The following is a 20,226-nucleotide window of genomic DNA, read 5'->3' as shown; positions in this document are numbered from 1 at the left end:
AGGAATAAGACAATGACAGAACTCTACAAAGACGCCACTCAAAGCCCCGAAACCCGTGCTGACGATCTGATTTCTCGCATGACACTGGAGGAAAAGATCGGGCAGATGCACGCGGTCTGGCTGTTCCTGAACGAAAATGGCGAACACCAAGTCCGCAGCGATCAATTCACCGGTGAGAGCAACGCCGACACGCTGCGGCAGATGCTGTCGTGCGGGCTGGGTCAGATAACGCGACCGCTCGGCACCCGCAGCATTGATCCCGCCCAAGGGGTTCGGGCCCTCAACGCCTTGCAGAAATTCATGCTCGAAGAGACCCGCCTTGGTATTCCGGTGATGTCGCATGAGGAATGCCTCTCTGGCCTGATGATCAAGGGCGCGACGCTGTTTCCCTCCTCGCTCAACTATGGCGCCACATGGAACCCGGACCTCATCAAAGAGGTGGGCGCGCAAATTGGTGAAGAGGCCCGTATGGTCGGTTGTCATCAGGGGCTCGCTCCGGTGCTTGACGTGGCGCGCGATGCCCGCTGGGGCCGGACCGAAGAAACCTTTGGCGAGGATCCCTATCTGTGCGGGCTGATGGCCACGCAATATGTCAAAGGGCTGCAGGGTGAAGCGCGCGACCTCCTGGCAACGCTGAAGCACTTTGCGGGCCATTCGGCCAGTGAAGGCGGACGCAACCATGCGCCTGTGCATATGGGATGGCGCGAGCTGAGCGACATGTTCCTGTTGCCGTTCGAGATGGCGGTCAAGTTGGGCAATGCAGGCTCGATCATGCCAGCCTATCACGATATCGACAATGAACCCGTGCACGCTTCACACCATCTGATGACCAAGGTTCTGCGCGAGGATTGGGGCTTTGATGGTCTGATCGTAGCCGACTATGTCGGGGTTTCCCTCCTTTACCAGCATCACGGCATCGCTGCCAACGAGGCGGAAGCCGCCGCTCTTTCCTTCAATGCCGGTCTCGATGTCGAATTGCCGGGCGATGATTGTGCCAAAGATCTTGGTGAGGCCGTCAAGCGTGGCCTCATCACGGAAGAGACGGTTGATGCGATCGTTCGGCGGGTGCTGCTCGAAAAATTCCGTATCGGTCTGTTCGAGAAGCCCTATGCCGATGATGCGGCCATCGTGCTGCAGTCGGATCGGTCCGTGGATGTGGCGCGCCAAGTCGCCGAGCAATCCGTCGTCATCCTGTCGAATAACGGCATCTTGCCGCTGTCGAACCTGAAAAACATTGTCGTTATCGGTCCGACGGCTGATGATCCGCTGGCCCTTCTGGGGGACTATAGTTTCCCTGTCCATCTCATTCAGAATAACGAGGCGGAGGAAGTTGCCAACGTGGTGACGCCACTTGCTGGCCTTAAGCAGAAGCTTGGCGATTCAACTTCGATCACCTATGCGCGCGGGTGCAATATTCTGGACGAGCGCAAGGCAGGGGCTCCGGTCTTTCCCGGTGACGTGGATGACAGCTCAAGCCTTGAACAGGCCTCTTCGTTGTCGATGCGTCTCGACATGATCCCAGAGGCTGTGGCGGCAGCTAAGGCGGCCGATGCCGCCATCGTCTGTGTGGGCGATTTGTCCGGCATTTTCCAGACCGGCACGGTGGGCGAGGGGTCGGATGTTGATTCCCTGCGGCTCCCCGGCGTCCAGCAGGAGCTTTTGGAAGCCGTTGTTGCAACGGGCAAGCCTGTGATCGTCGTGCTTTCAAGCGGTCGCCCTTACAATCTGGGTGGCCTTGAAGACAAACTGGCCGCGCAGGTCATGACCTTCTTTGCGGGGCAACAAGGGGGCTCGGCTCTGGCCGACGTTCTCACCGGTGCGGTAGAACCCTCTGGCCGCCTGACCTTGTCGATCCCGAAAAGTGCTGGTGCTGCACCTTATTTCTACAATCACAACTTCAAGAGTTCGGGCACGCCGATTGCTCGGCATTTCGGATCTCTTTATCCGTTTGGTCATGGCCTCGGATACACGGAGTTTGCCTATTCCGATGTTGCCTTGGCTGAAGAAGAGGTTGACTGCCAGACTGGCGAGGTTCGATTGTCGTTCACGGTGAGCAATAAGGGCGACCGCGCTGGCGTTGCCGTGCCGCAGCTTTATGTGCGCGATGAACTGGCCAGTGTCGTCCGTCCTGTCAAGGAGCTGAAAGCCTTCGCGCGGGTGCCGCTCGAGGTTGGTCAGAGCCGCAAGGTCACATTCGTCGTGCCGACCGATATGCTGAACTTCACCGGAGCCGAAGGGCACCGGATCGTCGAGCCAGGACATTTCTCCCTGATGGTTGGTGCCTCCAGTGCGGATATCCAGCTGCAGACCCGCGTCACACTGAAGGGGGATGTGCACAAGCTTGGCAAGACTTGGCGCATGCTCAGTGATGCAACGGTCGAATAGCAACGTTTGCTAGAGCCACCTGCCGCAAGGCCGCTTGTCGGTCTTGCGGCTTTTTTGGTTTTGATGGTCGTGAATGATGGCATCTTCTTAAAACTGACCTGCGACTGTCTGATGACGTGATCATTTTTCTTATTCTGCTGCTGTTGCTGCGGGTGACGTATCTAAAGATTGATGATACCAAGCCGGGTGTTTTCTCGAAGCATGATCTGCGTCCCTGCCCAAAGGGATCAAACGCAGGATGAAGGGCGATATGACAACAAGTGGCGAGCCAAAGCTGGTGTTTCATTATGCGGTCGCTGACAATGGCGTAATTGGCATGAACAATGCCATGCCGTGGCATGTCTCGACCGACCTCAGGCGGTTCAAAGAGATGACGATGGGCAAGCCGCTCGTGATGGGGCGGCGGACCTATCAGTCCATCGGGCGGCCTTTGCCGGGCCGTGCCAATATCGTTGTTACCCGCGATGAGGCCTTCAATCCGGAGGGCGTGATCGTTGTCGCGTCGCTCGAGGCTGCGCTTGACGTGGCACGCGCGCGTGCTCTGGCGGATCAGGTGGATGAAATCGCCGTGATCGGTGGCGGCACGATCTACAATGCCCTATGGGATCAGGCGGATCGCCTCTATGTCACCCATATACACGCGGCGCCTGAAGGCGACACGTTTCTTCCTGCAATTGATCCGGCCATGTGGTACACAGTCAGCAGTGAGGCTGATGTTCAGGGAGAACAGGACAGCGCGCCGATGTCTTTTGCTGTTTACGAGCGGATCGAAACACAAGGCTGATCTGACGCTCTGGCGAGCGTAGGCCTTTGCATCTCATCAGACAGAGGTTCGGTGCTTAAAGTGCGACGATCTGTACGCACCAACCAGCTTTTCGCGTCAAAAGCGGAATAGAGCGGGGAAATGGGCAGTTAAGTCTTGATTTTAGGCGATACCCTTCCCACCTTGTCACGAAAGTCGACTTTGCAAGTTGGACTGACAATTCCATATCTCAAGCATGACTTGTTAAAGGTCATGTCACGATTTATGGGCTAAGGACAGCTCAACGGGTTCTGAACATAAGGAAAAAGTATGCCTTGGAGCAATCAGAATGGTGGCGGTAGCGGTGGCCCTTGGGGCAGCGGTGGCGGTGGCAAAAATGGTGGTCCCTGGGGGCAAGGCCCTCAAAATCAGGGACCAAAGCCACCCGATCTGGAGGAAATGATCCGCAAAGGCCAAGAACGTCTCAAGCAAGTCTTCCCTGGTGGGGGCGGTTCGGGCGGTGGATCGCTCGGTGTCAAGGGTGTCGGCCTTCTTGCCGGTGCGGCTCTTGTCATCTGGATGGCCACTGGCTTTTACACCATTAAAGAAGGTGAACTGGGGGTCGAGTTGATCCTTGGCGAGCCGATGGCTGTGTCCACCTCCGGTCTGAACTACAACCTGCCTTATCCGATTGGACGCACTGAGACGGTCAACGTCGACCAGATCCGTGACGTCACCATCGGGGTGCGGGAATTCAATACCCAGCGCGGTTCGGTTCGGTCGCAGGATGTCCCGGAAGAAAGTTTGATGCTGACCGGTGATGAAAACATCATTGATGTCGACTTCAAGGTTCAATGGAACATCAAGGATCCTGAACAATATCTGTTCAATGTCGACAGTCCTGAAATTGCCGTCAAGCAGGTCGCTGAATCCGCCATGCGCGAAGTGGTTGGTCGCAACACCATGGACGAAATCCAGACCGGTGACCGTGTTGCGCGCCAGGTTGCCGCACGTGATCTGACGCAGCATATGCTCGACAAATACAAGGCCGGTATCCGGATCATTCAGGTCCAGCTGCAGGGTGTTGAACCGCCAGTGCAGGTGATTGATGCCTTCCGCGATGTGCAGGCCGCCAAGGCGGACAACGTTCGCATGCAGAACGAAGCTCAAGCCTATGCCAACAAGGTCGTGCCTGAAGCCGAAGGTCAGGCTGCCCAGATTCTGGAAGCTGCCAATGCTTATCGCGAGCAGACCGTTGCAGAAGCCCGTGGTCAGGCCGATCGCTTCAGCAAGGTTCTGAGCGAATATGAAAAGGCGCCTGAAATTACCCGCAAGCGCCTCTATCTCGAAACCATGGAAAAGGTTATGGGCCAGTCCGAAAAAATTATTATGGACAGCAATGGAGAGGGCAGCGGTGTTGTTCCTTATCTGCCGCTCAATGAACTGACCAAGAAAGCGGGGAACTGATCATGTCTGCAAAAGGAATTTTCGCACTGGTCGCCGCAGCCTTCGTCGCGGTTCTGCTTTATGGATCGATTTATGTGGTCTATCCGAGTGAGCAGGCTATCGTCACCCAGTTTGGCCGAATTGAACGGGCAACGCGTGATGCCGGGTTCTATTTCAAGGTTCCCTTCATCCAGAGCGTTGAATATCTCGACAAGCGTGCGCGCTATCTCGAGCAGTCCGAACGTGAGGTCATTGCATCGGACAAGAAACGCCTGATCATTGACTCCTTCGTGCGCTACCGGATCGTTGATCCGCTCGTTTTCAAACGTCAGGCCAAATTCCTGTCGAACTTCGAGAACCAGTTGAACGGCTTCATGGGATCGTCTCTTCGTGACGTGGTGGCCGATTTCGGTTTCCGCGAGATCGTGCGAGACAAGCGTGATGAGCTGGTTGAACTGATCCGCAAGAGTGTGAATGAAAAGACCATGCGGCTTGGTGTCGAAGTCGTTGACTATCGCATTCGTCGCGCCGATCTGCCGGAAGAAAACTCCGCTGCTGTCTATCGCCAGATGCAGACGGAACGTCAGCAGGAAGCCAACGGTATTCGCGCCGACGGTGAGAAGCTGGCCCAGCAGATCCGCTCGGTTGCTGATCGTAATGCGACCGTGATCGTCGCAAACGCTCGCCGTGATTCAGAAATCACGCGTGGTGAGGGGGATGCCCAGCGGAACAACATTTTCGCGCAAGCCTACGGCAAAAACCCGTCCTTCTTCGAGTTCTACCGCTCGATGCAGGCCTACGAGCGCAGTCTGGCCAACGGGGATACCCGTCTGGTACTGAGCCCGACGGGCGAGTTCTTCGGCTACTTCTCCGGTGCAGACGATCCGAACCCGGGAGCGGTACCTGCTGCCACGGGTCCGATTTCCGATCCGTCGGTTGAAGATGCTTCGGCACCAGCGAGAGTGGAAATTCCGGAAACAGTGGCTCCGGCCAATCCGGATGAGCCTGTTGCGGCTGAATAAATAGACAATCCCCGAGCCAAAACCGGCTCGGGGATTTTCGCATTCGCGTCTCTTTTCCAAGATCCTGAGGATTTCATGTCGGATTTCATCGCTGCATTCGGGCTGGTGCTGGTCATTGAAGGGCTGCTTTACGCCGTAGCTCCCGACAGCATGAAGCACATGATGCAACAGGTGATGGAGATGCCGGGCAATGCCTTGCGGATTGGTGGAGTGGTTGCGATGATTGCCGGGGTTTTTGTTGTCTGGCTGGCGCGCGGCTGACACCAAACCTCATGACAGATCCAGAAACTGCCATGCTTCTTTGTCACACAATGCAAAGAGGCTTTTTTTATGCTTAAAGGGCGCGATAAGATGCGCCCAAGAGTCGGAGTGGATGTGTGCCCGATGATGGCATGCTGAATTGTGGAAGGAACGCCCGCCATGTTGATGCGATCCAAAGTGATATGTTTTGCATTTGCCTTTTTGATGGGCGGCTTTCTTGCCGTTTCTGGCGGTCCTGCTGCCGCGCACGAGACCGAGCATGGCCCCAGAAGCGTTGCCGATCTGGCCGAGCGCTTGATGCCAGCGGTGGTGAATATCTCAACCCGCTCGCTCGTCGAGGCCAAAGGGCGCATTCCCATCCCGAAAGTGCCTGAGGGTTCGCCCTTTGAGGAGTTTTTCGAGGATTTCTTCGACAAGAACCAACCTTCAGGCGAGCGACAGAGGGCCGTTCAGTCGCTGGGGTCCGGCTTCGTCGTGGATGCTTCCGGCCTGATCGTGACCAACAACCATGTGATTTCCGGGGCTGACCGCATCACCGCCACCTTTGCCGATGGCATGGAGCTTGATGCCGAGGTTGTCGGACGCGACACCAAAACCGATCTGGCTTTGCTCAAGGTCGAGGCTGCCGAACCGCTCACCACGGTGGATTTTGCCACGGAAAAAGAGGTGCGGGTTGGGGATTGGGTGATGGCGATTGGCAATCCGTTCGGTCTTGGCGGGTCGGTTTCCATCGGAATCGTCTCTGCGCGCAACCGCGATATCAACACCGGACCCTATGACAGCTTCATACAGACCGATGCATCGATCAACCGGGGCAATTCGGGCGGGCCTCTGTTTGACATGCATGGCAATGTGGTCGGCGTGAACACGGCCATCATCTCACAGAGCGGTGCCTCCATCGGGCTCGGGTTTGCCATTCCTTCCAGCATTGCTGGCAAGGTTGTTGATCAACTGCAAACCTATGGCGAGACGCGGCGCGGCTGGCTCGGCATTCGCATTCAGCAGATTTCCGATGATTTGGCAGAAGGGCTTGGTCTTGGCGAGGCCAGTGGTGTTCTGGTCTCGTGGGTGAACGAGGACGGACCGGCTGAAGTCGCAGGGCTGAAGCCCGGAGATGTGATCGTTGGTTACAATGGTCAGGCGATCAAGGAAGTGCGTGATCTGACCCGTTCAGTTGCCGATACAGCGGTCGGCGAGACCGCCAAGGTCGAGATCCTGCGCAAGGGCGAGGCGATGGAAATCTTAGTTGTGGTGGGGCATCTGGAGACGAGTGAGATCGATTTGCCCACCAGCTCGGATTCCCAACAGAAGGAGCTGCCGGAGCTTTTCGGAATGCACATTACGAAGCTGACACCAGCGGAGCGCAAGAAACACAATCTGGGTGACAGTGTCGAAGGTGTGGTCATTCATGCTGTCCGGCCCGGCAGTTCTGCCGATGCGCGCGGCATCAAGGAGGGGATGGTCATCGTGGAGATGGACCAGACAATTGTCTCGACACCTCAGGACCTTATAGACAAGCTTGACTTGAAGCGGGAGCAGGGCAAGAAGACCGTGGTGTTCCTCATGGCGACGCCGGATGGTGGAGAATTCACCTTCGTACCGATGAAGATTGAATAGGCGCCCTCAAGCCAGAGGGTGAGTGCGCCCTTGGTGTTAGCTGTCGGCAAGCCCCAGAACCACCGGCAGCATCGACAGCACAAGCAACGTGGCCATGATCAGGTTGAACAGGAAGAAGGATCGCCTGCTGTGAAGCAGTCTGCGCATCTGTTGGCCCAGAATAACCCACAAGCCGCATGAAGGCAGATTGACCAGCGCAAAAATCAACCCTGCAAGGGCGATTGCGATATAGGTCTGTTCCTGAATGTAGGCGGTTGTTGTCGTGATCGCCATGGCAATGGCCTTGGGGTTGACCCATTGGAAGGCCGCGGCTTCGATAAAGCGCATGGGACGGCCTTGCGCACTCTGCGGGTTATCCGGTGGGGTGGCATTGACGATCCGCCAAGCCAGATAGAGTACAAACACCATGCAGACGACTTGCAGGCCCTTTGACAGCAACGCGTTGGAGGTCAGGAATTCGCTCAGACCGGCACCGACGATTGATGTCATGAAGACAAAGCCAAGGGACACTCCGAGGAGATGCGGCAAGCTTCTGACCAGTCCGAAATTGGCCCCTGATGCCATCAGCATCAGGTTGTTCGGCCCCGGCGTGATGGAGGTGGCAAAGGCAAACAGGATGAGGGCAAGTGCGTTTTCATAAGTCATGCACGCATAATACCTGCAATATGGAGCCTGATTTGCGCAAAATTCATTGGAACACCAGCATATTTTGCATATAATCGTCGTCATGGATCAATTTGACGACAAAATTTTGCATGAATTGCGAGCGGATGGGCGGATCACCCATACCGAGCTTGGCAAACGGGTTGGCCTGTCTCCTTCTGCTACCATGCGGCGGGTGCAGGAGTTGGAGCGCACGGGCGTGATTGCCGGATACCGCGCCGTTATCAATCCTCAAAAGATCGGCAACGCCTTCACGGCCATGATCGGGGTTGGTCTCAATGATCACTCGAAAGCGGCGCAGCAGAGTTTCGAACGTTCGATCTCCGCCTCAAGCGCGGTTGTCGAATGCCATAATGTGACGGGAACGATCGAATATATCCTCAGGGTCGAAGTGCCCGACCTTGCCGCCTACAAGCATTTCCACACCGAGATTCTGGGCTCCCTGCCGCAGGTCTCGACGCTGACGACCTACGCGATCCTGTCGTCGCCCAAAGATATGCGTGCCTAAAGAATATGCGTGTCTAGCCCAGAATGAAGTCTTCTGCCTTGTAGCCCTGAAGGAACAGGAGCGCGGTGAGGTCGCCGTGGTTGATGACATGCTGCGCCTGAGCGGCCACGGCTGGTTTGGCATGAAGGGCAACGCCCGCCCCGGCATCCATGATCATGGCAAGATCGTTGGCCCCGTCACCGACCGCTATGGTCTGTGAAAAGTCGAGCTTCAATTCCTTGACCAATTCATGCAGACGGGACCGCTTGGCATCCTTGCCAAGGATCGGCAGGCCAACCTCGCCGGTCAGCTTGCCGTTTTCTTCGATGAGCAGGTTGGCGCGATCCTCGTCAAAGCCCAGATCGGCCCGGACGCGGGCGGTGAAATGGGTGAAGCCGCCAGAGACCAGAGCGCAATAGGCCCCGTTTGCCTTCATGGTCTGGACGAGTGCCTTGCCGCCGGGCGTAAAGGTGATGCGCTCGGCAAACAGCTTGTCGACGATGGAAAGGTCAAGACCCCTTAGCAGGCCCACACGTTCCTTCAGCGCTGGCTCGAAGTCGATTTCGCCGCGCATGGCACGGGCGGTGATGTCCGAGACCCGCCCTTTCAGGCCGACTTCATCGGCGAGCTCGTCGATGCATTCCTGCTGGATCATGGTGGAATCCATGTCCGCCATCAGCAGCTGCTTGCGGCGCCCTTCCGAGGGCTGAAGCACAACATCCACCGCCCGGCTTTCCAGAGCGGGAGCGATGTCCTGCCTGATCGCGTCTTCATCAATCGCATCTGAGAAAACAAAATCACAGGCGACCCCTTCCATCAGCCAGACAATGTCTGTATCGAGCTTGAGGCGAGAGCGGACATCAGCCACGAGTTCGACGCTAACGGCCGGCTTGGCAGGCGCGCTGATGAGTGTCAAAGTGACGGACATGGAAACCCCGCTTGATTGGGGCCGCCCAGGGCGGCAATGGATGAATGAGCATGGACGGTACAGAAACCTTTTGCGCACCGACAGCGGTGTTGATAGCCGGGCCAACGGCCAGCGGCAAGTCTTCTCTTGCTGTCCGCTTGGCCGAAATGGTGGATGGTGTCGTTATCAACGCTGATTCCATGCAGATTTATGATCAGATGTCCATCCTGTCTGCGCGTCCGACGCCGGAGGAAATGGGCTCGGTTGAACACCTTCTTTATGGCTATGTCAGTCCTTCGGAGCGCTATTCGGTGGGCCACTGGCTCGATGATGCAGTCGAAGCAATCGCAAAGGTGCGCGCCAAAGGGCAATGTCCGATCCTCGTTGGCGGGACCGGACTCTATTTCAAGGCACTGACAGAGGGGCTCAATGCACTGCCCGATGTGCCTGATGATTTGAAGGCCTATTGGCAGGGGGAGCTTGAACGCCTAGGAGAACCAGAGGCCCTGCACACGATCCTTGCCTGCCGTGACCCTCAGATGGCGCATCAGCTCGAACCTGCAGACGGGCAGAGAATCCTTCGGGCGCTTGAGGTACTGGACGCGACGGGTAAATCGCTTCTGGAATGGCAGGCGAGCAACGACCTGCGGCACGATCCGGCTGTCACAGACGGGGCTGTCAAACTGGCGCTCTGCCCACCACGCGAGCTTGTCTATGAAAAGATCGAGATGCGTTTTGATCAGATGGTCGAGCTGGGGGGTGTCAAGGAGGCAGCGCATCTTGCCGCGATGGGGCTATCCCCGGACCTGCCAGCCATGAAGGCCATCGGCGTTGCCTATCTTGCCGCCTATGACCGCGGCGAAATGGCGTTTGACGAGGCCATCCGCCTGTGCAAGCGTGATACCCGCCGTTATGCCAAGCGGCAGATGACATGGATCCGCAATCAGATGGGGCACTGGGCCCAGTTCGAGAGCGGAGAGGATGCGGTGAGTGGATTCAAGAGCCTGATCGGGGACAGCTGGACCCCCGTTTGAGCCATGCGTTTGCCTAAATTTTGATAGAAATGGAAATATTGAAGGGTAAATGCGGAAAAAAGTTGCGTGCGGGGTAAAGAAAGCTGTTCATATCCGCTTGACCTGCCAAAAGGGAGCGACTAACTTTCCACGCGAAACGAACGGAAAAGCTATGTTGATTTTGCGAAACAATATTGTGGTGCTAGTGGGTAAGCGTACTGCTGTGATGGTTTAAGAACCTTCGCAAACGGCGGTGCGCATCCGGGTCCTTCTGAGGGCCCTTTTTTATTGCTGCAACAAGCAAAATCACAGGCTACAACATCAAAAGGTTCGTTTAACAGGACCAAAGTTCAGTTTAAGGAATGGAAACATGACCCGGCAGATGACAGGCGCTGAAATGGTTATTCAGGCTCTGAAAGATCAGGGTGTTGACCATATTTTTGGCTATCCTGGAGGCGCTGTCCTCCCGATCTATGACGAGATTTTCCAACAGGAAGACGTTAAGCATATTCTTGTGCGCCACGAACAGGGAGCAGGCCATGCGGCAGAGGGCTATGCCCGCTCGACCGGCAAGGTCGGTGTGCTTCTGGTGACTTCGGGCCCGGGGGCCACCAATGCCGTGACCGCCCTGACCGATGCGCTTCTGGATTCCATTCCGCTGGTCTGCATTTGCGGTCAGGTGCCCACACCGTTGATCGGCTCGGACGCCTTTCAGGAGTGTGACACGTCTGGCATCACCCGCCCGTGCACGAAGCACAATTATCTCGTTCGCTCGGTCGATGATCTGCCGCGCGTTCTGCATGAAGCCTTCTATGTCGCCCGTTCGGGACGTCCGGGACCGGTTGTTGTCGATATTCCCAAGGATGTGCAGTTCGCCGAGGGCATCTATCACGGGCCTTCAAATGTCACCCACAAGTCCTATCATCCGCAGGTCAAGGGCGATCTCGACTCCATTCGTCAGGTTGTCGACATGCTGGTCAATGCCAAGCGGCCCGTTTTTTATACGGGTGGCGGGGTCATCAACTCCGGCCCGGAAGCCTGTCAGATGTTGCGCGAGCTGATCGCCCTGACCGGCTATCCCATCACCTCGACCCTGATGGGGTTGGGAGCCTATCCTGCATCGGGCAAGGAATGGCTTGGGATGCTGGGGATGCACGGCACCTACGAGGCGAACATGGCGATGCATGAATGCGATCTCATGATCTGCATCGGCGCGCGGTTCGATGACCGCATCACCGGTCGGCTTGATGCCTTCTCGCCCAATTCGAAAAAGGTCCATATCGATATCGATGCCTCCTCGATCAACAAGATCGTTCGGGTCGATCTCGGGATTGTCGGCGATGTCGGGCATGTCCTTGAAGACATGGTTCGGATCTGGCGTGCCAGCACTCAGCAGGCTGACAAACAGGCAATTGCTACCTGGTGGGAGCAGATCAAGATCTGGCGCAAGCGCAACTGTCTTGCCTATCGTCCCAATGACGATGTGATCATGCCGCAATATGCCCTCGAGCGCCTCAATGAAAAGCTGAAGGGCAAGGACTTCTACATCACGACCGAAGTTGGTCAGCACCAGATGTGGGCGGCGCAGTATCTGGGCTTTGACGAGCCCAACCGCTGGATGACATCGGGGGGACTGGGCACTATGGGGTATGGCCTGCCTGCAGCCCTTGGGGCACAGGTCGCGCACCCGGATAGCATCGTTGTCGATATCGCCGGGGATGGTTCTGTACAGATGAACATTCAGGAGATGGCGACGGCGATCCAGCACAATCTGCCCATCAAGGTGATGATCCTGAACAACGAATATCTTGGCATGGTGCGCCAGTGGCAGCAGTTGCTGCATGGCAACCGCCTGTCGAACTCGTATGTCGAAGCAATGCCCGATTTTGTCAAACTGGCCGAGGCCTATGGGGCCAAGGGGATTTACTGCAACAAGCCGGCTGATCTGGACGATGCAATTGACGAAATGCTGGCCTACGACGGTCCGGTGATCTTTGATTGCCGTGTTGCCAAGCTGGCCAACTGCTTCCCGATGATCCCGTCGGGCCGGGCACACAATGACATGCTGCTCTCGGAAGAGGCCGAGGACGAGGAAAAAATTGCGACCGCGATCGGAGAAGCCGGCAAGAAGCTGGTTTGATTTTCCACCCGCGTGTTCCAAACCCAAATGACAAGAAGGAACGGCAAGATGCAAAAAGGATCTGCCTATTTCATTGAAGAAGTCACCAGTGCTGTAGAGACGCATACGCTGTCGGTTCTGGTTGACAACGAGCCGGGCGTGCTAGCACGGGTTATCGGTCTGTTTTCCGGTCGCGGCTATAACATCGACTCTCTGACAGTCTCAGAAACCTCGCATGAAGAGCATATCTCGCGCATTACCATTGTGACGACGGCAACGCCGCAGGTCATTCAGCAGATCCGCACGCAACTGGGACGTCTCGTTCCGGTGCATGAAGTGGCGGACCTGTCGCTCAGCGAGATCAAGCCGCTGGAGCGGGAGTTGGCCCTGATCAAGGTGGCGGGAACCGGTGAAAAGCGTGTCGAGGCCCTGCGCCTTGCCGACGCTTTCCGGGCGACCGTGATCGATGCGACGGCTGAGCATTTCATTTTTGAGATGACCGGACGTCAGCAGAAGATCGAGCAGTTCATCACCATCATGCAGCCGCTTGGCCTAGTCGAAGTGTGCCGCACCGGGGTTATCGCCCTGAAGCGCGGACAGGATAAGACCTGAGGCGCGCAAGGATCTCAAAAAGAGCCTTTCCTGCGATGTTCCGGGGGGGGCTCAATCATTTTTCGGTTGAAGTGGGCCGCTGTGGAATGGCATTGCTGTTGGCGCAGGCCGGTCTGATCATGAACCGGACTGCGACAAGAACGGTTCAAGGGAAATGCGAGCGATGAAGACGCGACTGAGTGTGAATGTGAATGCGGTGGCTGCGCTGCGCAATCGGCGCGACCTGCCATGGCCGAGTGTGACGGGAATGTCCCGGATTGCGCTTGATGCGGGTGCCAAGGGGATTACCGTGCATCCGCGGCCTGACGAGCGTCACATTCGGCGCAAGGATGTACGCGATCTGGTCGATATGCTCCGCAAGGACTATCCGGGCAAGGAATTGTGCCTTGAAGGCTATCCGGACAATCGCTTCATGGCGCTTTGCGAAGAGATCAAGCCCGATCAGGTGCTGTTCGTGCCGGACCTTCCCGGTCAGACCACCTCGGATCATGGCTGGGATTTTGCAGCCAATGATGCGCTTTTGCGCGGTGTCATCGAGGTGATCAAGCGCTCGGGCAGCCGGGTGTCGCTGTTCGTTGATCCCGATCCCGCCCAGCCAGCCAAAGCCGCTGCTGTCGGAGCCGACAGGATCGAGATCTACACCGGACCTTACGGGGCCTGCCACTCTGACGCTGATCTGGAGAAGACGCGGCTCGCCGAGGTGGTTGCCACAGCCCATGCAGCCAAGGAAGCCGGGTTGGGGGTCAATGCCGGTCATGACCTGACACCGGACAATCTGCCGGCACTGATTGCCGAGGTGCCATTCATCCGCGAAGTCTCGATCGGGCATGGCTTTGTTGCCGATGCTCTCATTCATGGATTTGCAAAGAGCGTTGAACGCTTTCAAGCAGCCATGGGCGAACGCTAGAGCCAATACTTTTTGCGCACCTTACCCGGGGCGCTGTTCCATCGTTTGGACTTGACCTTCTGAAGTGGTTTCTTTAGGGCAGGTACAAATATTTCGGTTTCGACCATTTAAAAAGCTGTTCGGGAACAATTCGTAACCGACAGCGAGGAAAAGGGAAGATATAATGCGCGTATATTATGATCGCGATGCAGATATCAATCTGATCAAAGGCAAGAATGTTGCCATCGTTGGCTATGGTTCCCAGGGCCACGCCCATGCTCTGAACCTGCGCGACTCCGGCGTTGCCAATCTGGCCATTGCCCTGCGTGAAGGCTCTTCTTCTGCCAAGAAGGCAGAGGGCGAAGGCCTGAAAGTGATGACCGTTGCCGAGGCATCCAAATGGGCCGACGTGGTCATGATGCTGACCCCCGATGAGCTGCAGGCTGACATCTACTATGCCGAAATGCACGAGAACCTGAAAGAGAACGCGCTTCTGCTGTTCGCTCATGGTCTCAACGTGCACTTCAACCTGATCGAGCCGCGCGCTGACCTTGACGTTGCCATGGTTGCTCCAAAGGGCCCGGGCCACACGGTGCGTGGCGAATATCAGCGCGGCGCTGGCGTTCCGACCCTGATCGCGATTGCTCAGGATGCAACTGGCAATGCCCATGACCTGGCACTGTCCTATGCTTCTGCCAACGGCGGTGGCCGTGCTGGCGTGATCGAAACCACCTTCAAGGAAGAGTGCGAGACCGACCTCTTCGGTGAACAAGCTGTTCTGTGTGGCGGTGCTGTCGAGCTGATGCGTGCTGGCTTCGAAACCCTCGTGGAAGCTGGTTATGCTCCGGAAATGGCCTACTTCGAGTGCGTTCACGAAATGAAGCTGATTGTCGACCTGATCTATGAAGGCGGCATCGCAAACATGAACTACTCCATCTCCAACACCGCTGAATATGGTGAGTATGTCACTGGCCCGCGCGTCATCACGCCGGACACCAAAGCAGAGATGAAAAAGGTTCTGACCGACATTCAGGACGGCACCTTTGTGCGCAACTGGATGCTGGAAAACAAGGTCAACCAGACCTCGTTCAAGGCGGTCCGCGCGCGCAACGACGCCCATCAGGTCGAAGAAGTCGGAGCAAAGCTGCGCGGCATGATGCCATGGATCAAAGAAAAGGCCATGGTCGACAAGTCGAAAAACTAAGCGCTTCGTGCTCTGTTTTATCAAAAGAGAACCCGGCCTGTCGGTCGGGTTTTTTCATTTCAGACTTCATTAAGCCTTCAGGGTTTAAGACGGTCATTTGCGCTTTGCACGCACTCGTAAGTCTTGGAGCAGGATGCTGTTGGCCTTATACTGACCCGTCTGCGTTCCCTCTGTTCTTCATCAGGAGAAGATAACTCATGTCCAGAACTGATCGCCGCTATTTCATTCTTGATGTCTTTGCCGACAAGATCTTTACGGGCAATCCGCTGGCGGTGGTGCTGGATAGCGAGGGGTTATCCGACGAGGACATGCAAAGGATCGCAAGAGAATTCAACCTGTCCGAGACCGTTTTCGTGATGCCTCCTGAAAACAAGGCTTTCAACGCGGCTTTGAGGATCTTCACCCCTGCCATCGAGCTGCCCTTTGCGGGTCACCCTACCGTCGGCACGGCTGTCCTGTTGGGACTTCAACGCTTCCCCGATCTGGATGCGAGCATGGACAGCGTGATGATGCTGGAGGAGAAGGTCGGTTCCATTCAGGCGCGGCTCAAGCTGAAGCCGGGGAATGTCGGCGACGCGGTGTTTGATGTGCCCAAGAACGCGGAGATGGTTGAAACGCAACTGGGCTCCAAGGATGAGATCGCAGCGGCTCTGGGGCTGCACATTCAGGACATCGGTTTTGAAAACCATGTGCCGTGCGCCTATTCTGCCGGTGTGCCGTTTGCCATGATCCCGATCCGCAATCTCGACGCCATGCGGCGTGCGCGCCCTGTGATGCCGAGCTGGAACACGGCCTTCGGCGGTCATATGCACAATGATGCCTATCTTTATACGCGCGAGACTGTGCGACATGGTTCAAGCTTCCATACCCGGATGTTTGCACCCGGTATGGGGCTGATCGAGGATCCCGCGACGGGATCTGCGGCAGCGGCCTTTGCCGGTGTGATCTGTCAGTTCGACAAGCCCGGGCAGGGCAGCCATAAATATGTCATTGAGCAGGGCTTCGAGATTGAGCGCCCGTCGATTATCGAGCTGGAAATGGACATCGTGGACGGCCGCCTCAAGGAAGAGCGCATCGGGGGCAGCGCTCTGGTTGTTGCGTCCGGCACCCTGATGACCTGAGGGTTCGGCTCTGCGTTGAAGGAACTTTTGGCCCGGGTCTCTCGTTCATTCCTTGAGAAAGGAGAGACCAGTGTCTATGTCTTCCAATGCCAAAAAGGCTGTGCTTTACCGCATCGTCTCTGATGATCATATCTGTCCCTTCGGTGTCAAATCGCGAGACCTGCTTAAGCGCAAGGGCTATGACATCGAGGATCACAAGTTCACAAGCCGTGATGAAACCGAGGCCTTCATGGAAGAGCAGGGGGTGGAGACTACGCCCCAGACCTTCATTGATGGCGTGCGCATCGGTGGCTATGACGAGCTTGCCGACTATTTCGACGAGAGCACCGGTAAACAGACCGGCACCACCTATCAGCCAGTCATTGCCGTGTTTGCGACGACCTTGCTGATGGCGCTTGCGGCCAGTTGGGCCGTGGCCGGGGCGATTGTGCCCATGACCGTGCTCGTCTGGTTTGTTGGTCTGAGCATGTGCATGCTGGCGATCCTCAAGCTGCGGGATCTGTTTTCCTTCACCAACCAGTTCATCACCTATGACCTCGCCGGGATGCGCTGGGTGCGCTATGCTTACATCTATCCATTTGCGGAGGCGCTTGCCGGTATCGGCATGATCGCCGGGATCCTGATGCCCCTGTTCGGAGCCATCGCCTTTATCATCGGGTCGATCGGGGCTGTTTCTGTCATTAAGGCGGTGTATGTTGACAAGCGCGAACTGAAATGCGCCTGTGTTGGCGGTGGCAGCAACGTCCCGCTGGGAGCCATCTCTCTTACGGAGAATCTGATGATGGTGGTCATGGGCGCCCTGATGGTGGCTGGCATCGTTTGATGGTGATCCCTCGTCGGCCCGGCGCTGTCATGACTGTGTCAGGCAGGGTTGCTAACAAGCTGAGTTGATATCAATAAGCATTGCGGGCGGAGGATCTCCCTGTCCGCTTTCTCATTTCCATTCTCCGCAACAGATGAGTTGGCCATGTCCTTTTCCTTTCTTCACAGCGCCAACAGCAATATCGCGCTTTTTTCCAAGGCGCTCGAGGGCGCCGGAGTGGAACCGCAACAGCATGTGGTGCGCAACGACCTTCTCCTCGAGGTGACGGCCAAGGGCCAGATCGACGCGCCTTTGTCTGAAGCGATTTCTGCGGCGATCACGACAACCGCCAAGGATGTGGATCTTGTGCTGTTGACCTGTTCGAGCCTCAGCCCGGTTGCTGACACGCTCAAGGCCGATGGGGTGCCGGTTGAGCGCACCGATGGGCTTCTGGCTCGTGCGGTCCTTGGCGATGCTCTTGCAAAAGGCGAGGGGAGCAAACTGGTGATACTGGTTGCTGCCCCGACCACTACCGGGCTGACACGCAGCCTTTTCGAGCGCTGTCGCGCTGAGATGGGAGCGGATCGTGTGCCGCTCGAAGTCGAGTTGTTGCCGAATGTTTGGGACATCTTTCTGTCTGGCGATGTCGAGGGATACAAGAGCGCGCTCACCAAGGCGCTTGATCGCTTTCTTGCGACCTCGGATGCCAGCCATATTGCTCTGGGACAGGCATCCATGGGACCTGCGCTTGACGGATGCTCCGATCCCAAGGCTGCTGCTGTCTGGACCGTGGCTGGTGCGACCCGTGACTTTCTCACCGCATCCGATCAGGCCTTATAAAGCGCGGCAGGCCAAATGAAAAACGACGGGTTTGAGGCCCGCCGTTTTCAAATTTCTTCATGTCAGTCTATGTCATGCGGCCTGAATGTCCTTGAGGAACCCTTCGATCCGTGCGCGCAGCTTTTCCGCCTGCTCGGCGGCGGCGCTGGACGCTGTGAGAACGTTTCCGGCTGACGTGTGGGTGTCTTCGGCTGAATTGTTGACGCTGCCAAGGCGTTCTTCCACTTCCTGCGTGCCTTCGGACGCCCGCACCACATTGTGGCTGATTTCCTTGGTGGCGGCGCCCTGTTGCTCGACAGCGGCTGCGATGGCGTTGGTGTATTCATTCACTTCGTGCATCGTTTCGGAAATCTTGGCGATGGCAGCGACTGCCTCGTTGGATGAGTGCTGAATGTCTCCGATCTGGGCCGAGATTTCTTCCGTTGCCTTGGAGGTCTGATTTGCAAGCTCCTTCACTTCAGCTGCGACGACGGCAAAGCCCTTGCCTGCTTCGCCGGCTCTTGCGGATTCGATGGTGGCGTTGAGGGCCAAAAGGTTGGTCTGCTCGGCAATGTCCTGAATGAGATTGACGACCTCGCCGATCTTCTGGGCGGCCTTGTCGAGGCTGGCGACCTTCTCATTGGTCGACACTGCTTCTTCGGTCGCATGAAGGACAACCGTGCGCGTCTGGCCCAACTGGCCGGAGATTTCACTGATGGATGCCGACAGCTCCTCTGAGGCCGATGCAACGGAATGTACGTTGTTCGCGGCTTCATGAGAGACGCCGGCAGCGCTCGTGGTCTGTTCAGCCGTCGTCTCGGCGATCTTGGTTAGATCCTGAGCGGTGTCTTCCAGTGTCTGGGTGTTGCTGCTCACCTGATCAAGGAAGGACTGCACATCGGCATCGAACTGCTTGATGGTGGCAAGCATGGTTTCTTCGCGTGCAGCGCGTTCCTTGTCGGAGCGTGTTTTCTGTTGCTCCAGCGCGAGCCGCTGCTTGTTGTTGCCATTGAGCACGTCGATGGCCTCTGCCATGTCGCCGATCTCATCGCGCCGATCCCTATAGGGAATGGATTCGATGTTGGTGTCCTTGGCGATCGCGGAAAGAATTCCGGTCATGACAGGTAGCGGTTTCATCATGCGTCTGGTGATGAAGAAAGCAGCGGTCAGTATGATCAGCGCCACGATGAGAGCCGAGATCAGCAATTGAAGGGAGATGTCGTTGAGGATGGCGTCGACGTTGGCTTTCTCGATGCCGACATAAAGGATGCCGATGACGTCGTTGGAGGGCGAGTAGATTGGCTGGTAAAGCGTGTAATAGGGGATCGACAGAATGACGGCCTGACCCACGAAGGTCTCACCTTGGGTCACAACCGGATAAACAGCGCCGCCTTGACCCAACTCGGTGCCAACAGCCCGTTTCCCGTCGCCTTTTTTGATGTTGGTTGTTTTGCGCCAGAAGTCTTTGGTCTTGTCATCCCAGATGAAAACTGTGGCCGTCTCGCCGGTGATCTCTCCGATCCGGTCAATCATGTCATGGTTTTCAAAGGTCGGGACGGATGCCATGGTTATGCGTTTGACATTGCCATCAGATGACCGGTCGACCGTTACGCCTTCAATGCTTGTCTCAAGGACGTTGGCGGCCACACGGATGCTGGAGGACTGTTGGACAATCACATCCTCACGGACTTTGTTGCTAAGCGAACTCCAGGTCACGGCGAAAAGTGACACCATTGCAATGATGACAGAGGCGATTGTTAGTAGTGTTACTTTTTGCGTCAACTTAAAATTATAAAGCAATTTCATTGCGGCTGTCCCATAGTTGGCTTCCGACATCTAAATCGAGGAACTTAAAATGCAAATCCTCCTCCGATTATGGTTATCTTTGATCTGTTAAATTTCGTTAAATAGCTGTATTTCTACTTACGGTTTTGTTTTTTTGTTTTTCTCATTTCTGGGATTGCTAAACAGGTGCGACAATTTGCTAAGTAATCGCAATTCAGGACATTCTCGTCAGAAGTATGCAATTCTGAGTGCAGTCCGAGCTGCATGCGTACAACTTCTTATTGAGAGCGATAAAAATTCTGCGGATTGGTCTTGTGAAACGGTTTGTGATCCGG

At 56.3% G+C, this 20,226-nt stretch carries 18 protein-coding genes; 15 read left to right on the top strand and 3 right to left on the bottom strand.

The annotated features are described in order from the left end of the window. The first annotated feature begins 12 nt into the window (after nucleotides 1-12). The 6 genes from CPH65_RS23185 to CPH65_RS23160 all read left to right on the top strand — a co-directional run bounded on the left by CPH65_RS23185 (nucleotide 13) and on the right by CPH65_RS23160 (nucleotide 7,473). Entirely contained in the window at nucleotides 13-2,385 is a 2,373-nt protein-coding gene (locus CPH65_RS23185; RefSeq protein ID WP_096176060.1) for a glycoside hydrolase family 3 N-terminal domain-containing protein, read from the top strand. A 250-nt stretch (nucleotides 2,386-2,635) separates the two neighbouring features. Further along, entirely contained in the window at nucleotides 2,636-3,169 is a 534-nt protein-coding gene (locus CPH65_RS23180; RefSeq protein ID WP_096176590.1) for a dihydrofolate reductase, read from the top strand. A 288-nt stretch (nucleotides 3,170-3,457) separates the two neighbouring features. Beyond that, the gene (hflK, locus tag CPH65_RS23175) at nucleotides 3,458-4,594 is read left to right on the top strand and encodes an FtsH protease activity modulator HflK (protein ID WP_096176059.1); all 1,137 of its coding nucleotides are present in this window, start codon (nucleotides 3,458-3,460) and stop codon (nucleotides 4,592-4,594) included. Nucleotides 4,595-4,596: 2 nt separating this feature from the next. After that, nucleotides 4,597-5,595 carry a protease modulator HflC gene (gene hflC, locus CPH65_RS23170; RefSeq protein WP_096176058.1) on the top strand — a complete coding sequence of 333 codons (999 nt, stop codon included), beginning with the start codon at nucleotides 4,597-4,599 and terminating at the stop codon, nucleotides 5,593-5,595. A gap of 75 nt (nucleotides 5,596-5,670) precedes the next feature. Beyond that, complete coding sequence (locus CPH65_RS23165) at nucleotides 5,671-5,856, top strand: DUF2065 domain-containing protein (protein WP_096176057.1); 186 nt, start codon at nucleotides 5,671-5,673, stop codon at nucleotides 5,854-5,856. 165 nt (nucleotides 5,857-6,021) lie between these two features. Further along, nucleotides 6,022-7,473: a Do family serine endopeptidase gene (locus tag CPH65_RS23160; RefSeq protein WP_096176589.1), complete on the top strand. Its 1,452-nt coding sequence runs from the start codon at nucleotides 6,022-6,024 to the stop codon at nucleotides 7,471-7,473. Nucleotides 7,474-7,509: 36 nt separating this feature from the next. On the opposite strand, the gene CPH65_RS23155 is transcribed toward CPH65_RS23160, so the two are convergent. Further along, complete coding sequence (locus CPH65_RS23155) at nucleotides 7,510-8,118, bottom strand: LysE family translocator (protein WP_096176056.1); 609 nt, start codon at nucleotides 8,116-8,118, stop codon at nucleotides 7,510-7,512. Between the two features lie 82 nt (nucleotides 8,119-8,200). Between CPH65_RS23155 and CPH65_RS23150 the strand changes: the two genes are divergently transcribed. Next, on the top strand, nucleotides 8,201-8,644 hold the full coding sequence (locus CPH65_RS23150; RefSeq protein WP_172891572.1) for an Lrp/AsnC family transcriptional regulator: 444 nt from the start codon (nucleotides 8,201-8,203) through the stop codon (nucleotides 8,642-8,644). 13 nt (nucleotides 8,645-8,657) lie between these two features. Here the strand turns inward: CPH65_RS23150 and serB are convergent, their stop codons facing one another. Then, nucleotides 8,658-9,551 carry a phosphoserine phosphatase SerB gene (serB, locus tag CPH65_RS23145; protein WP_096176055.1) on the bottom strand — a complete coding sequence of 298 codons (894 nt, stop codon included), beginning with the start codon at nucleotides 9,549-9,551 and terminating at the stop codon, nucleotides 8,658-8,660. A gap of 50 nt (nucleotides 9,552-9,601) precedes the next feature. Here serB and miaA point away from each other — a divergent pair, with 50 nt between their 5' ends. The 8 genes from miaA (at nucleotide 9,602) to CPH65_RS23105 (ending at nucleotide 18,127) form a co-directional block, all read left to right on the top strand. Then, nucleotides 9,602-10,564: a tRNA (adenosine(37)-N6)-dimethylallyltransferase MiaA gene (gene miaA / locus CPH65_RS23140; protein ID WP_244574484.1), complete on the top strand. Its 963-nt coding sequence runs from the start codon at nucleotides 9,602-9,604 to the stop codon at nucleotides 10,562-10,564. Nucleotides 10,565-10,913: 349 nt separating this feature from the next. After that, nucleotides 10,914-12,683: an acetolactate synthase 3 large subunit gene (locus tag CPH65_RS23135; protein ID WP_096176053.1), complete on the top strand. Its 1,770-nt coding sequence runs from the start codon at nucleotides 10,914-10,916 to the stop codon at nucleotides 12,681-12,683. Nucleotides 12,684-12,731: 48 nt separating this feature from the next. After that, nucleotides 12,732-13,274 (top strand): acetolactate synthase small subunit, encoded by a 543-nt coding sequence (gene ilvN, locus CPH65_RS23130; RefSeq protein WP_096176052.1) that lies wholly within the window; start codon nucleotides 12,732-12,734, stop codon nucleotides 13,272-13,274. A gap of 163 nt (nucleotides 13,275-13,437) precedes the next feature. Continuing rightward, entirely contained in the window at nucleotides 13,438-14,181 is a 744-nt protein-coding gene (locus CPH65_RS23125) for a pyridoxine 5'-phosphate synthase (RefSeq protein WP_096176051.1), read from the top strand. Nucleotides 14,182-14,344: 163 nt separating this feature from the next. Further along, the gene (gene ilvC / locus CPH65_RS23120; RefSeq protein ID WP_096176050.1) at nucleotides 14,345-15,364 is read left to right on the top strand and encodes a ketol-acid reductoisomerase; all 1,020 of its coding nucleotides are present in this window, start codon (nucleotides 14,345-14,347) and stop codon (nucleotides 15,362-15,364) included. 197 nt (nucleotides 15,365-15,561) lie between these two features. Beyond that, a complete protein-coding gene (locus CPH65_RS23115) occupies nucleotides 15,562-16,485 on the top strand; it encodes a PhzF family phenazine biosynthesis protein (RefSeq protein ID WP_096176049.1) in 924 nt (307 codons plus the stop codon). Between the two features lie 76 nt (nucleotides 16,486-16,561). Beyond that, the gene (locus tag CPH65_RS23110) at nucleotides 16,562-17,308 is read left to right on the top strand and encodes a MauE/DoxX family redox-associated membrane protein (RefSeq protein WP_096176048.1); all 747 of its coding nucleotides are present in this window, start codon (nucleotides 16,562-16,564) and stop codon (nucleotides 17,306-17,308) included. A gap of 144 nt (nucleotides 17,309-17,452) precedes the next feature. Beyond that, nucleotides 17,453-18,127, top strand: a complete 675-nt coding sequence (locus CPH65_RS23105) for a hypothetical protein (protein ID WP_096176047.1) — start codon at nucleotides 17,453-17,455, stop codon at nucleotides 18,125-18,127. Between the two features lie 72 nt (nucleotides 18,128-18,199). On the opposite strand, the gene CPH65_RS23100 is transcribed toward CPH65_RS23105, so the two are convergent. Further along, a complete protein-coding gene (locus CPH65_RS23100) occupies nucleotides 18,200-19,840 on the bottom strand; it encodes a methyl-accepting chemotaxis protein (RefSeq protein ID WP_172891571.1) in 1,641 nt (546 codons plus the stop codon). Nucleotides 19,841-20,226: the final 386 nt, after the last annotated feature.

Source organism: Cohaesibacter sp. ES.047 (assembly GCF_900215505.1).
Classification (GTDB): Bacteria; Pseudomonadota; Alphaproteobacteria; order Rhizobiales; family Cohaesibacteraceae; genus Cohaesibacter.
Note: the sequence above shows the minus strand (reverse complement) of the source record. Positions and strands in the feature narration are given on the sequence as shown.

Coding starts and splice junctions, on each gene's coding strand:
- CPH65_RS23185 (WP_096176060.1), top strand. CDS start 13: ATGACAGAACTCTACAAAGACGCCACTCAAAGCCCCGAAACCCGTGCT.
- CPH65_RS23180 (WP_096176590.1), top strand. CDS start 2,636: ATGACAACAAGTGGCGAGCCAAAGCTGGTGTTTCATTATGCGGTCGCT.
- hflK (WP_096176059.1), top strand. CDS start 3,458: ATGCCTTGGAGCAATCAGAATGGTGGCGGTAGCGGTGGCCCTTGGGGC.
- hflC (WP_096176058.1), top strand. CDS start 4,597: ATGTCTGCAAAAGGAATTTTCGCACTGGTCGCCGCAGCCTTCGTCGCG.
- CPH65_RS23165 (WP_096176057.1), top strand. CDS start 5,671: ATGTCGGATTTCATCGCTGCATTCGGGCTGGTGCTGGTCATTGAAGGG.
- CPH65_RS23160 (WP_096176589.1), top strand. CDS start 6,022: ATGCGATCCAAAGTGATATGTTTTGCATTTGCCTTTTTGATGGGCGGC.
- CPH65_RS23155 (WP_096176056.1), bottom strand. CDS start 8,118: ATGACTTATGAAAACGCACTTGCCCTCATCCTGTTTGCCTTTGCCACC.
- CPH65_RS23150 (WP_172891572.1), top strand. CDS start 8,201: ATGGATCAATTTGACGACAAAATTTTGCATGAATTGCGAGCGGATGGG.
- serB (WP_096176055.1), bottom strand. CDS start 9,551: ATGTCCGTCACTTTGACACTCATCAGCGCGCCTGCCAAGCCGGCCGTT.
- miaA (WP_244574484.1), top strand. CDS start 9,602: ATGGACGGTACAGAAACCTTTTGCGCACCGACAGCGGTGTTGATAGCC.
- CPH65_RS23135 (WP_096176053.1), top strand. CDS start 10,914: ATGACCCGGCAGATGACAGGCGCTGAAATGGTTATTCAGGCTCTGAAA.
- ilvN (WP_096176052.1), top strand. CDS start 12,732: ATGCAAAAAGGATCTGCCTATTTCATTGAAGAAGTCACCAGTGCTGTA.
- CPH65_RS23125 (WP_096176051.1), top strand. CDS start 13,438: ATGAAGACGCGACTGAGTGTGAATGTGAATGCGGTGGCTGCGCTGCGC.
- ilvC (WP_096176050.1), top strand. CDS start 14,345: ATGCGCGTATATTATGATCGCGATGCAGATATCAATCTGATCAAAGGC.
- CPH65_RS23115 (WP_096176049.1), top strand. CDS start 15,562: ATGTCCAGAACTGATCGCCGCTATTTCATTCTTGATGTCTTTGCCGAC.
- CPH65_RS23110 (WP_096176048.1), top strand. CDS start 16,562: ATGTCTTCCAATGCCAAAAAGGCTGTGCTTTACCGCATCGTCTCTGAT.
- CPH65_RS23105 (WP_096176047.1), top strand. CDS start 17,453: ATGTCCTTTTCCTTTCTTCACAGCGCCAACAGCAATATCGCGCTTTTT.
- CPH65_RS23100 (WP_172891571.1), bottom strand. CDS start 19,840: ATGGTGTCACTTTTCGCCGTGACCTGGAGTTCGCTTAGCAACAAAGTC.